Below are 12,960 nucleotides of genomic sequence, written 5' to 3'. Positions count from 1 at the left end.
GGGTAGCCTGCATTCTGGCGCGGCTGCGCAGGACCGCGACGGTCGCTGCTGCCACCCCGATTTCCATCCGCATTACCGCCGAAACTTCCACCGCGGTTAGCGCCCGTGTTGCCGCCACCGGCAGGGCCGCGACCGCGGCCGCCTGCATTGGCATTGCGTTCGCCGCCACGCGCCGGCTGGGCGCCCTTGGTGTCACGGATACGTGTCATCATTTCGCTGCGGGCTGCCTTGGCGGCTGCCTGCATCACGTCGCGGCTCGGCGGTTTACCCAAACCGCCCCAGATCGTCTGGCGGCCCATGGCCAGCGGCTCGGCCTTTTCGCCTGGCTCGGCCTCAAAGCCGGGACCAATAATCTTTTCAATGTTTTGCTTGGTAAAGCGCTCGATGTCCTGCATGAAGCCTTCTTCGTCAAGACACACCAGGCTCACGGCCTCTCCGCTATTGCCAGCGCGGCCGGTGCGGCCGATGCGGTGAACATAGTCTTCGCTGACGTTGGGTATTTCGTAGTTCACGACATGTGGCAACTCGTCGATGTCAATACCGCGGGCGGCGATGTCGGTCGCGACCAGCGCGCGAATCTCACCGTTCTTGAAGCCCTGCAAGGCTTGCGTGCGCGCGGTCTGGCTCTTGTTGCCATGCAGCGCCATCGCCAAAATACCGTTTTTGGTCAGATGTTCGGCCACATTGTTGGCACCAAACTTGGTTCGCGTGAACACCAGCACCTGGCTCCAGTTATGTTCGTTGATGATGTGGGTCAGCAATGCTTTCTTTTTGCTGCGGCCAACGGGGTGAACGGTTTGCGTGATGCGCTGCACCGTGGTGTTGCGCGGCGTGACCTGGATTGAAACCGGATTACGCAGCAAGCCATTGGTCAGTTCGCGGATCTCATCGCTGAAAGTGGCGCTGAATAGCAGCGTCTGCTTTTGTTTTGGCACCAAAGCCAGCACTTTTTTGATGTCGTGAATAAAGCCCATGTCCAACATCCGGTCGGCTTCGTCGAGCACCAGAATCTGCACCTGGCTAAGGTCGAGCGTGCCCTGTCCCGCATGGTCGAGCAGGCGACCAGGAGTGGCGACCAGAATGTCAACGCCACGGCGAAGTTTTTCGATTTGCGCCCCCATGCCGACACCACCAAACATCACCATCGAGGTGATGTCCAGGTATTTGCCGTAACTGCGCACACTTTCTTCAACCTGGGCGGCCAGCTCCCGGGTAGGCGTCATGATGAGCGCCCGCACGGCGTTGACGCCGCGGCGGTTGGTCAACCTGGGTTCGGTGGACAGGCGCTGGAGCATCGGCAGCGTAAAGGCCGCCGGTTTGCCGGTTCCGGTCTGGGCGCCGCCCAACAGGTCGCTGCCCGCGAGCACCGCGGGAATGGCCTGTGCCTGGATCGGCGTTGGGGTGTCATAGCCCTGCTCAAGCACGGCTTTAAGAATGGCCGGGGCCAGATTCAATTCTTCAAATGTCATGGTGTTGCGCCGCTGGGGCGCTTTAGATCGGCCTGTTGGGCGCCTTGATTTAAGGCAACCCGCCAGTCATAGGCAGATGGGATCAGAAACTCGGGCCATACGTTCGCGATTTCCATCGCGCCTTACACCGCAAGTAGTTACTGAAAATACTACCCTAGATGTGCCCAAATGTTGAGGGCAACTGGAGCCAACAACAAATGTATTGTCGCACGGAACGATAATCGATGGATTCATGCCGGAAATCTGTTTTGACTTGACGGGCCGGCATGTGCTTTAGCCCGCGAGAAGCCCCGTAAAAATTTGCAGTCAGCTGGTGGCTTGCAAATTCGTTTTCTTGCGTTGTTTCCCCTTTTTACCAAAGTGATCTGATGGCTCAGTACGTATTCACCATGAACAAGGTCGGCAAAATTGTGCCGCCCAAACGACAGATTCTCAAGGACGTTTCCTTGAGTTTCTTTCCCGGCGCGAAGATTGGCGTTTTGGGCGTCAACGGTTCCGGCAAGTCCACCCTGCTCAAGATCATGGCCGGCTTGGACAACGAAATTGAAGGCGAGGCCACACCCATGCCGGGCCTGAACATCGGTTATCTGCCGCAGGAGCCAAAACTCAACCCCGAGCACACCGTGCGCGAAAGTGTTGAAGCCAGCATGGGCGCGGTTTTTTCTGCGAAGGCCCAGCTGGAAGCGGTGTATGTCGCCTACGGCGAACCCGATGCCGACTTCGATGCGCTGGCCACGGAACAGGCCAGGCTGGAAGCGATCATTGCCACGGCGGGTACAGACTCCGAGCATCAGCTTGAAATTGCCGCCGACGCGCTGCGCCTGCCGCCCTGGGACGCCAAAATCGGCCTGCTTTCGGGTGGTGAAAAGCGCCGCGTGGCCTTGTGCAGCATGCTGCTATCCAAGCCCGACATGTTGCTGCTCGATGAACCCACCAATCACCTGGACGCTGAATCGGTGGATTGGCTGGAGCAGTTTTTGCAGCGTTACCCCGGGACCGTCGTGGCGATTACCCACGATCGCTACTTTCTGGACAACGCCGCCGAATGGATTCTGGAACTCGACCGGGGCCACGGCATTCCATGGAAGGGCAACTACAGCTCCTGGCTAAGCCAGAAAGGTGACCGTTTGGCGCTTGAGCAAAAAGGCGAGGAAGCCCGCGCCAAAGCCTTGAAGAAGGAACTGGAATGGTCGCGCCAGAACCCGAAGGCGCGGCAAGCCAAGAGCAAATCGCGTCTGGCCCGCTTTGAAGAATTGTCGGATTTTGAGTACCAGAAGCGTGTTGAGACCAACGAGATTTTCATCCCGGTGGCCGAGCGACTAGGCAGCCAGGTGATCGAGTTCAAGGGCGTCACCAAATCGTTTGGCGAACGCGTGTTGATTGACAACCTCAGCTCCACCATCCCCGCCGGTGCCATCGTCGGCATCATCGGCCCAAACGGCGCCGGTAAATCGACTCTGTTCAAGCTGATTGCTGGCAAGGAAAAGCCCGATACCGGCGAAGTGGTGATTGGCTCAACCGTCCGCATGGCCTTTGTTGACCAGAACCGGGACGATTTGGCGAACGAAAAAACCGTTTGGGAAGATATCTCGGGCGGTCTGGACATCCTCAATGTGGGCAAGTTTCAGATGCCAAGCCGAGCCTATGCCGGGCGCTTCAACTTCAACGGTGGTGACCAGCAAAAACGTGTTGGCACGCTGTCGGGCGGTGAACGCGGGCGTCTCCATCTGGCCAAGACCCTGATTGCCGGCGGTAACGTGCTGATGCTTGACGAGCCGTCCAACGATCTGGACGTCGAAACCCTGCGCGCGCTGGAAGACGCACTACTGGAGTTCGCCGGTTCGGTGATGGTGATCAGCCATGATCGCTGGTTCCTTGACCGTATCGCCACGCACATCCTGGCGGCGGAGGGCGACAGCCAGTGGACTTTCTTTGACGGCAACTACCAGGAATACGAGGCCGACAAGAAGAAGCGCCTGGGTGAAGAGGGTGCCAAGCCCAAGCGCATGCGTTTCAAGGCCCTGCATTGAAATGGCCCCCATGCTTGCCGCTTCGCGTACTGAACGAGGCCTTGCAGGCTGCGGTTCGCGAGACGCGTTGCCTCTTTCCCCTGTCCCAGCATGCTCCAGCGGGTTGGGCGCCGCGGGCCACAGCCCCTCGGAGGCGAGCCTTGCTTGGGACAGCCCGGCGCTACGGCCGTTGGTGTCAGCGTCCTCGCACGGCCACTTTCGGAACAAAACATGAATGACCAGGCTGTTCTGATGCAAACCCGTCACTGGCTTGAAACCGCCGTGATAGGGCTGAACCTGTGTCCGTTTGCCAAAGCGGTATATGTGAAGAACCAGGTGCGCCTGGTTGTGAGCCAGGCGCGGCACGCCGATGACCTGCTGGAAGAGCTCGACCGCGAGCTCGACCTGCTCGTGGCCACCCCTGCGGGAGAGATTGACACGACCTTGCTGATCCATCCAACGCTTTTTGACGATTTTCTGGACTTCAATGATTTCCTTGAAATTGCCGAGGGCGTGCTGGACGAGCACGGGCTGGCGGGCGTGGTGCAACTGGCAAGCTTTCATCCCCGGTTCCAGTTTGACGGTACCGAGCCGGATGACATCGGCAATTACACCAATCGGGCTCCGTTTGCCATCCTGCATCTGCTTCGGGAAGAAAGCGTGGAGCGTGCAACGCTGGCTTTCCCGCAAGCGGAATCGATTTTTGAAGATAACATCAAGACCCTGGAAAAGCTCGGTCACCAGGGATGGCGGGCATTGGGACTTTGCCCCTGATTTACCCGGACTGCTTAGTGGCAGGGCTGCAGTGCTGGAACCAACTTCATCTGCAATTTTCGGTTTCTCAAGCTGTTGCGGCTTTTAGTAAGAGGGCCTGTAAAACGTCATGACTACTTCATCGCAAGAAACGAGCGTAGCCTATCAGTCCTGTCTCGAAGAGGGACTAAGTCAGTCTTCCGGCCTGATTCAGCGCTGGTGTTCAAAGCTGGTTGACGCTCTATACATGCGGTCCATGGCCCAGCCTGAAGCCACGGAAAGGCGCGCTCTCCAGGACGCCGTTGGGGTGCTCAAGACAAGCCGGGTGGCAATTGAACTGGGTTTCGTGGACCAGCTTGCCACGGCGATTGCCGACGATACGCGGCCGGGAGCAAGCCAGAACCCTAACAGTACAGCGCGTTCCTTTTCAGCTCTCAGTTTTGATCAGCTGGAATTGATGGGGGACAACCAGGTTCAGGAAGCGGTAGAGAGTGCACGCTTGCAGCAGGTCGTCAAACTCGCTTGCGAAGCAGGCCTTGCCGGTTTTTCTGGACGGTTGAGTAGTGCTCAGGGGTTTCAGATGGTCAAGGCAGACAAAAACCCGATGCGTCCGGAAGTAGTGTCCCAGGCCCTGTTCAAATTGTTGCGGGGTCTTTCCGTGACTAGCCAGACCCGAGCCCGCTGGCTAAGTGATGGAGCGCAACTCCTGGGCGATGAGCTGCAAGCACTTTATGTATCACTGGACGATATGTTGGCCGCGCAGGGGATCACACCAGCGGCCTACGGCGTGATTGCATCGCCTGAAAACCGGGGTGGCAAATCCGCCAGGCCTGAACCGGCGCAAATCATTCAGGCGGCTCAGGCGGCTCAGGCGGGTTATTTCTCTCATGCCCCCCAGCCTGGCGGATCGGCGCCGGAAGTCGATCCGGATCAGAGTATGCGCAAACAGCTGCTCACACTTGACAATCTGCATCATTTGCTGGTCGGCGACTACGACTCCTCCTTCAACGGACGGCCCCTGCCATCGGGCTATGACGCCGAGGAACTGATTCGCAACGATTTTGCGCACACGATACCTGCGGCGCTGGATGTTCTGGTTGAGCTTGAAGAAAAAGGAATTGCCCCCGTGAGAGCAGCGAATGCGCTGCCCGGCACGCCGCTGCCACTTGCGCAAATGCGAGCGCACCTCAAGACGGACGCGAAAAGCCTGGGACAGTCGCTGGCGATCGAAGTCGTCGGACTGATGATTGAGCAACTGGCCAACGACAGCCGTTTGCTGGTGCCTGTCAGGCAAGTCATCATCGATGCTGAGCCGGCCTTTCTGCGCCTGGCGGTGACTGACCCGAGATTTTTCAGTGACAAGCGCCATCCCGCGAGGCGCCTGCTCGAAGTTATCACCAACACCAGCCTGGCCTATGCCGGCGAAGAGGCACCGGGCTTTGCCGAATTCATGCACAACCTGAGGGGAGTCGCGGCACTTCTCACGGAAGAGCACGCCAGCGACGCCCAGCATTTCGCCACATTGCTGCAGGACTTTGAGAACGGGCAAGCCCGCAATGGCCAGCAGCATCGCGAAGCCCAGAGCCGCGCTGTGCGCGCCCTGCTGCAGGCCGAACAGCGAAATCTGCTTGCGGTAAAAATTGCATCCGAAATCAGGGTACGTTCTGATTTTGTCGTGGGAAATCGCATCATCAGGGTATTTCTGACCGGCCCATGGTCGCAGGTAATGGCCAAGGAACGCTTGCTGGGTGATTATGGCGGGGCGGAACTGCAGAAATCCGTGTACAGCCGCACGCTGGGCGACCTGCTTTGGAGTCTGAATCCTGCACAAGTGTCCCACCACCGAAAACGCCTTCTTAAAATCATTCCCGACATGCTTGAGTCGCTGCGTGAAGGACTGCTTTCGATCGACTATCCCCTGGCACTGTCCAGGCCATTTTTTGATGAACTCATGGTGATCCACCAGGCGGGACTCAGAGCCCTGCCTGCGGCGAGCGATGTGGCGGGCAAACGCCGCGACGAGATTGAAAAAATGTTTTCCAGTGCGGATGAGTTTGAGGTTTCGCAGCCTTGGCTCGCACCTTCCGAGGCGCAGCATTCCGGGTTCATGGAAGACATGGATTTACATGGCAAGCTGGGACTTGAGCGGGAAGAGCAAGCGTTACCGGACGGTGAAAGTCGTGCCGGGCAACTGCCGGAGGTGGCCGATGAAGCACCGACGCTGCATTTGGGCGACTGGGTGGAGCTTCTTGTGGACATGCAATGGCTGCGCGCCCAGTTGACCTGGATCAGCCCTCACGACACCTTGTTCTTGTTCACCAGCGAAGGAGGGCGCAAGCACTCGATGACAGCCCGGGTTCTGCAGCATTTGTTGCAGCTCAACCTGGTTAAAGTGGTCAGCCAGCAAGGCGTGGTGGATGGCGCACTGGACAGCGTTGCCCGAACCGCCCTGCGCAACAGCCTTGACGGTGGCGCAACCTTTTAAGTTCTTGAGCAAACCTGTCAGCCGGTTTTTAAATCGCCTGCGGTGATATTTTTCCAGAAGGCGGCTGAGCGCTGGCTTCGTCGGGCTTGACTTCCTGCGACTGCAAGCAGGGCTTGAATCAAACGTCTACAGTTTTTGCAGTTTTCTGCGCACAAGCTGGATATTGTTGCGCAGCGCGTACAGCTCCTCGGTATACGACAGAGGAACACTTATTTTTTCGGCCCGCTGTTCCAGCGTTTTCAACTCTTCAAGCAGTTCGGGCGTGCCGGTTTTCCCGCTCGTGCTCTCAATCCGGTTCTCGATGTCTCTGAGTTGGCCGTACCACCTGAAAATTCGGGAGCGCACTCGAAAAGCATACAGCGGCGGAATGACACGCGACAGCGGCAGCATGATTGCAATGATGATGCCCATCACCAGCCACATGCGTTCGACCAGGTTGGCGACCCAAAAAGGCAGGTAGCGCTGCAAAAATGGCTTGTCGTTCCTGATACTGCGTTCGGCCTCGGCGCCAATCGGCAATTCGTTGTTGGCAAGGTTGGGATAGTCGCGTGCCCGCCTGAACCAGCCTGCGCCGCCATTAATCTGTTTTCCTGCCTGAAAAAACAACTGGAGCAACGCGGGGTGCGTGCCGTTGCGGTTGATGAGGGCGGTGGTGGGGGCCACCAGGCGCACGTCCTGGGGCGGCAGGTTGACCGCCAGATCGACTACGCCGCGTGGCAACACGACCGGGCTCAGAAAGGCAAAGCGCCGCGAGTAAGCCTCGCTTTGCGGAAAATCCATGAGTCCGATGCCGGGTGTTTGCAAAAGCATTTGCACCATTAACGATTCGGGGGCCGAGGCAAACACGATGGCGTCGATCTTGCCATCGAGAAAGGCCACCGTGGCGGGTGTCTGCTCGAGTTCGGACGTTGTCAGGCTGGCCATGTCCACCTTGTTACTGGTCAGCAATTTGGTCATCAGGCTGGGAATGCCGCTGCCTGGAGTACCGACGTTGACACGCAAGCCCTGCAATTGGGTCAGCGCATCCAGTGACGCTGCAGTGCCGGGTGCCTTGCCGGCAGCGTCCTTGCGGTAAAACAGCCATATCGGCTCGACAAAAAGGCTGCCCAGCGATTCAAGGTTGGTTTCATCATCCGGCCGGGATTCGCTGGTTCCGCCCTGCACAAACCCGAGGTCAGCCTTGCCTTCGCGCAATAATTGCAAATTCTGTGCGGAGCCTTCAGAAGGCAGCAGTCTGACCTCGATGTCGTCCTGCGCCAGAATCTTCACATAGCGCTTGCCGAACTCTTCGTACGCGCTTTGCGCCGGACCCGTGGCGAGCGTGACCCGCTTCGGTGGGTTCGGGTCAAGCCACCAGTAGGCCAGCACCAGCAGTGCCAAGGCCAGCACCAGGAAAGGGCCGGCAGGAACGGCCAGGTCTCGCAGCGACAACAGGGTGTAACGAATGGTTTTTGGCATTCGGGAACCTTAGCATGGGGCCAAGGTGGCCACCGTAAAAGCTGATTAACGCCAAAAAGTGGCTGTGGTCCAATATTTACGGTTGTTGAAAGCTATTAAAATAATAGCAATCAAGGTTTTTTGTGGATTGCTCTGTCTGCGCCAGAGTGCGGACGGAGCCACCGGGACATGTTGCGGGGTGGCCCGATGAGACCTTTTTTCACCAATGCAGATGAGGGTAAAAAATTTAAATGTCGTGCGATGTGCGCAGCCCGGCGGATGGAAGCGAGGGGCTGTCTTTCCGCTCTGTCAATTGCGTTGGACACCCGGATCTTTCCACTTGCTTGGGTCACCCAGGAGACAGCTATTTATCGGGAGCTTCCCGGATGTGTTTTTAGCAAGCCGCGGTTAGTCTGTGCGTATATCTGTTTTGCAGGGAGCTTTGTCTTGAATTCTTTTTCCTCCGCCGAATCATCCGCACCCGATGCGCCCCGTCATGATCGTCACTTCAAGGTATGGCCCAAACGCCTGCCTCGCAGCATCACGCCGCCTGCCACCTCGCTATGGCATAACCTCGCGGTTAGCGCGCTGCGTTTCCCCGACAAACCCGCGCTGGTGTTTTTTGACCGCGTGCTCAGTTACACCAGTCTGATGCAGCAGGCCGAGCGTCTGGCTGCCACGCTGCACCGGCTGGGGGTGCGCAAGGGCGACCGGGTACTGCTCAACATGCAAAACTGCCCGCAATGGGTGATTGCGCACTTTGCCATATTGCGTGCCAATGCGGTGGTGGTGCCGGTCAACCCGATGAATCGCGCCGAAGAGCTGAAACACTACATCACGGACCCCGATGCCAAAGTCGCCATTACGACGGCCGACCTGGCGCCCGAACTGGCCAAGGCCGATTCCCAGCTGCCTGCTGAACAGCGCTTGGCCCACCTGATCGTGACGCATTACAGCGAAGCCTTTGACGAAAATACCCTGGGCGTAAATCAGCAACCGGACGCCATCGCCGTACCCGAAGCCTGGCGCGAGTGGCTGGGCACCCGGCATGCACTGCCTGAGCTGTCAGGCGGCGCGGTGATGCGCTGGGTCGATGCCGTTGCCGATAGTGATGCCGGCGAGCTGCCCGCGCATACCGCCGTGCCGCAGGACCTGGCCGTGTTGCCCTACACCAGCGGCACCACAGGCTTGCCCAAAGGCTGCATGCACAGCCACGCCAGCCTCATGCATAACGCGGTCGCCAGTTGCCTCTGGGGCAACAGTACTTCCGAGAATGTGGTGCTGTCGGTGGTGCCGATGTTTCACATCACCGGAATGGTGTCGGTCATGCATGCGGCCATTTACGGGGGTGCCACGCTGGTCATCATGCCGCGCTGGGACCGCGAGCTGGCCGGTGGGCTGATTTCACGTTGCCGCGTGACGCACTGGACCAACATCCCGACCATGGTGATTGACCTGCTGGCCAGCCCGAACTTTGCCCGTTTTGACCTGAGCAGCCTGGTCTATATCGGCGGCGGCGGAGCGGCCATGCCGCAAGCGGTGGCCCAGCGCCTGTGGGAGCAATATGGGCTACGTTTCGCAGAAGGCTACGGGTTGACGGAAACGGCTGCACCTTCGCATAGCAACCCGCCCGATGCGACCCGCCAGCAGTGCCTGGGCGTGCCCTTCATGAGCACCGATGCGCGCGTGATTGATCCGCTGACGCTGGAGGAAATGCCGCAGGGCGAGCAGGGAGAGATCATCATGTGCGGGCCACAGAACTTTTCCGGTTACTGGAAGCAGCCTGAGGCAACGGTCGCCGCGTTCATCGAACTTGACGGAAAGCGCTTTTTCCGCTCGGGAGATCTGGGGCACGTGGACGAAGACGGTTATTTTTTCATTACCGACCGGCTCAAACGCATGATCAACGCATCAGGCTTCAAGGTGTGGCCAGCCGAGGTGGAGTCCCTCATGTTCAAGCACCCGGCGATCCAGGAGGCCTGCATCATCTCCACACGCGACGTTTATCGCGGCGAAACCGTCAAGGCCATCGTGGTGCTGCGCGCCGCAGCCAAAGGCAAGACCAGCGAGGAAGACATCATCAACTGGTGCAAGGAAAACATGGCCGCGTTAAAATAACCGCGCGTGGTCCAGTTTGTCGATGTGCTGCCGAAAAGCGGTTCGGGCAAGGTGATGTGGCGGGCCTTGCAGGAAGCCGAGGGAGGCAAGGCTTGAGCCGCCTTTTCAATTCATATTTTCGGTAAAAATGGCGGGTAGCCCAAATGAAGCGGGTGCTGACAGCTATCACAAACATAGCGGTTAAGGTTAACTGGCTCTTCGAGGAGAAAGCCGCAACTCCTTGGGCCATGGCATGCCAACCGCCTGCTTTGTAGGCAACTAGCTGACGCGCTGTGCAACCCGGTCGCACAGCGCGAGCCAGTTGCTGCCGCTGTTTCGCCATTCCCATTTGAAGGCCATGCGCTGGCCATCGTCGCTTTCGGTGACCGTCGCGCGAGTCGCAGCTTCACTGAAGGTCCAAACCTTAGCCTGTACCGTTATCAGGTATTCGGGGTGATTGCCGGCGTTGTCAAAAAAGCGGCTGAAATAGCTGCCCCGCGCCTCGTCAGAGCCGATGATTTCCGTGCCCTTGAACACCCTGTTGCCAGCCATCGCGTCAAAGCGGTGCAGCAGGAAGAAGCCGCCAGGCAACCATTCGTAGGTTTCATCACTCGTCCATGGCACAGCCGAGGCGAGGGGATCATCTGCCTTTTGTCCGTCTGCATAGGAATCACCGGTGGCGCGCCATTTGCCGACGAAACCATCCAGGCGCCGGTGTGCTGCCGCCGGCTGGGGAGGTTGCGGTTGATCGGCCACGCTGAATACTCCATGGGAGTTTGCCCCGGGTAGAAAATTTTCTTCACTGACTTGACTGTGTTTCTATATCAGCGCGAAGGTTTCTTCAGCATGCTGGCGTGGCCGGCGGCGAGTTCTTTTTTGGTCAGAAAACCGTCCTGGTTTGTGTCCATCTTCTGGAGCATCGAACTGGACCCGGTCGCGTGCTCCGCAGCCGTCAGAATTCCATCGCTATCTGTGTCGATCACTTTAATCTTGTCGGCTGCAGACATATCTGCTTTCCCGGCTTTCTTGCCAGTAACGCGCTGATGCACGGCGTCCATTTCTGAAGCGGTGACTTTGTCGTCCTTGTTCGCATCCATCATGTCGAACATTACCTTCGAAGCCGCAGCATGCTCGCCGGCGGAAACCTTGTTGTCTTTGTTCGTATCCATCTTCATGAAATCCGCGTATGCCGTGGCTACGTTGGGCCCGGCTGCGCAAGCCAGCGAAGCGAGCGAGAAACTGCCGACCAAGACAATGCCGCTGAAAATACTTTTGTGAGATGAGGTCATTTGAATCTCCTTCAAGATGAATTGAAAGGCGTCAGGACACCACTACAAAGCTTCCCTGTGCCAGAACCCAGTCCTTCTCATTCGATGCGATGGCCGCCGTCGAGCCATCGTCGAAATTCAAAACAACGGTGAGCGTATAGCCGGACTGCGAAAGCTAGGAAGCCATGCATACGTCGTCCGTGATTTTCATTGCTGCGTAATGCAGCTTCTCAGTCTTTTTGGTCGTCTCGGTGTCACCGCTTTCGGATGCCGCCTTGCGCTTCCCGTCTTTTTTAATCGAATGCCACTCGACGGTGCCATCCTTGTGAAAAACATATTCCTGCGTCGTTCCTTTCGTCGGGCCATCCGTCCATGAAAGGCGTATCGTCTTCCCGCTGACCTGGTCCGAAAGTTTGTTGTGCGTCATGTGGACTCTCCTGCTCTTGTTGCAAGTAAAGACAATCTCACCTCTGTGCCCAGCATTGCGAACCCGGCGCAGACCCCGATCAGGTGTAAGCATTGTCCTTGGCGAAGTGAAACGCCAGCGTGAATTGCGGGAGGAAGAGTCAAAATCTCATCGAAAATCGCCTGAAACATATAAAGTGGCGAATTAAACGATGAAATGCGCCTTTAGTCCAATAACTACGGTCATTAGTAGCTATCAAAAAACTATCAACCGAAAACGTGGGGCTCAGCCGCCCGCCGTGAGCCTGCGCGGCGTGATTTCAACCGAATCGGTGTCGCTGCTCATCCACACCGTGCCGTCTTGAACCGTGACCTGCAGCTGCATGCCGCGTTCGGCCAGCCTGGCCAGCGCCTGGCTTTGCGCCGCTTCAATCTGCCACACCACCAGATTGGCCGCGCGCGTAAGTTTTGTCTCAATGCCTTTCCACCACACCGGCGTACTGCTCGAAAAGCTGAAGACCGTGACGCGTTCGGCACGGCCGGCGGCGCGCATCAGGCGCTTGTCGTCGGGCTGGCCGACGTCTATCCAATGCAGCACGGCGTCGGTGTAGTCCTTGTGCCACAGCGCGGGCTCATCGACATCCCACAGGTCTTTGGCAAACTCCAGGTTGCCGCGTTTGTCGTCACCCGGTACGTTGAGCGCGAAGGCAAGCAGGCGAATCATCATGCGCTCGTCGGTTTCCGACGGATGGCGCGCAATAATCACGCTGTGGTCGGCATAGACGCCACGGTCCATGTCGGCGATCTGCAGTTGGGCTTTGTGAATAGTGGCTTTGATGGCCATGGGGCGTCGTTTCAAAAGGGCAAACCACCGGAGACCTTCATGCAACCCGGGGCTTCGCGTTAAACCTTCTATTGGAACAGCCTTTTCCGGCGATCCCAGGCGCCGCCGCCCCGCCACCGCGAAAGGTTGAGCTGATCTGATCGCTCAGACTCTGGCAAATGTGGCCATACAGGTCTATATTGGCGTGTCGTAC

At 58.0% G+C, this 12,960-nt stretch carries 9 protein-coding genes and 1 pseudogene; 4 read left to right on the top strand and 6 right to left on the bottom strand.

The annotated features are described in order from the left end of the window. Nucleotides 1-1,469, bottom strand: a 1,469-nt coding sequence (locus HHJ19_RS04885) for a DEAD/DEAH box helicase (RefSeq protein WP_296904591.1), incomplete at its 3' end; no start/stop codon positions are given. A 368-nt stretch (nucleotides 1,470-1,837) separates the two neighbouring features. Between HHJ19_RS04885 and ettA the strand changes: the two genes are divergently transcribed. From ettA to HHJ19_RS04870, 3 genes are all read left to right on the top strand, one after another. After that, nucleotides 1,838-3,499 carry an energy-dependent translational throttle protein EttA gene (gene ettA, locus HHJ19_RS04880; RefSeq protein WP_296904589.1) on the top strand — a complete coding sequence of 554 codons (1,662 nt, stop codon included), beginning with the start codon at nucleotides 1,838-1,840 and terminating at the stop codon, nucleotides 3,497-3,499. A 210-nt stretch (nucleotides 3,500-3,709) separates the two neighbouring features. Beyond that, nucleotides 3,710-4,252 (top strand): DUF1415 domain-containing protein, encoded by a 543-nt coding sequence (locus tag HHJ19_RS04875; RefSeq protein WP_296904588.1) that lies wholly within the window; start codon nucleotides 3,710-3,712, stop codon nucleotides 4,250-4,252. A gap of 109 nt (nucleotides 4,253-4,361) precedes the next feature. Beyond that, nucleotides 4,362-6,716, top strand: a complete 2,355-nt coding sequence (locus HHJ19_RS04870) for a DUF1631 family protein (protein WP_296904586.1) — start codon at nucleotides 4,362-4,364, stop codon at nucleotides 6,714-6,716. Nucleotides 6,717-6,842: 126 nt separating this feature from the next. On the opposite strand, the gene HHJ19_RS04865 is transcribed toward HHJ19_RS04870, so the two are convergent. Next, on the bottom strand, nucleotides 6,843-8,174 hold the full coding sequence (locus tag HHJ19_RS04865) for a TAXI family TRAP transporter solute-binding subunit (protein ID WP_296904584.1): 1,332 nt from the start codon (nucleotides 8,172-8,174) through the stop codon (nucleotides 6,843-6,845). A 426-nt stretch (nucleotides 8,175-8,600) separates the two neighbouring features. Here HHJ19_RS04865 and HHJ19_RS04860 point away from each other — a divergent pair. Beyond that, a pseudogene (locus HHJ19_RS04860) lies at nucleotides 8,601-10,367 on the top strand (long-chain fatty acid--CoA ligase). A 162-nt stretch (nucleotides 10,368-10,529) separates the two neighbouring features. Here HHJ19_RS04860 and HHJ19_RS04855 read toward each other — a convergent pair. The 4 genes from HHJ19_RS04855 to HHJ19_RS04840 all read right to left on the bottom strand — a co-directional run bounded on the left by HHJ19_RS04855 (nucleotide 10,530) and on the right by HHJ19_RS04840 (nucleotide 12,767). Beyond that, the gene (locus HHJ19_RS04855; RefSeq protein ID WP_296904582.1) at nucleotides 10,530-11,006 is read right to left on the bottom strand and encodes a DUF1579 family protein; all 477 of its coding nucleotides are present in this window, start codon (nucleotides 11,004-11,006) and stop codon (nucleotides 10,530-10,532) included. 68 nt (nucleotides 11,007-11,074) lie between these two features. Further along, nucleotides 11,075-11,554 carry a hypothetical protein gene (locus tag HHJ19_RS04850; RefSeq protein WP_296904580.1) on the bottom strand — a complete coding sequence of 160 codons (480 nt, stop codon included), beginning with the start codon at nucleotides 11,552-11,554 and terminating at the stop codon, nucleotides 11,075-11,077. A 139-nt stretch (nucleotides 11,555-11,693) separates the two neighbouring features. Then, nucleotides 11,694-11,945, bottom strand: coding sequence for a hypothetical protein (locus tag HHJ19_RS04845; protein ID WP_296904578.1), 252 nt, complete (start codon nucleotides 11,943-11,945; stop codon nucleotides 11,694-11,696). 264 nt (nucleotides 11,946-12,209) lie between these two features. Further along, nucleotides 12,210-12,767, bottom strand: a complete 558-nt coding sequence (locus HHJ19_RS04840) for a YaeQ family protein (protein ID WP_296904576.1) — start codon at nucleotides 12,765-12,767, stop codon at nucleotides 12,210-12,212. Nucleotides 12,768-12,960 lie beyond the last annotated feature (193 nt).

The organism is Polaromonas sp. (assembly GCF_012927415.1).
Lineage (GTDB): Bacteria > Pseudomonadota > Gammaproteobacteria > Burkholderiales > Burkholderiaceae_C > Polaromonas.
This window is presented reverse-complemented; position numbering and strand designations above follow the sequence as displayed.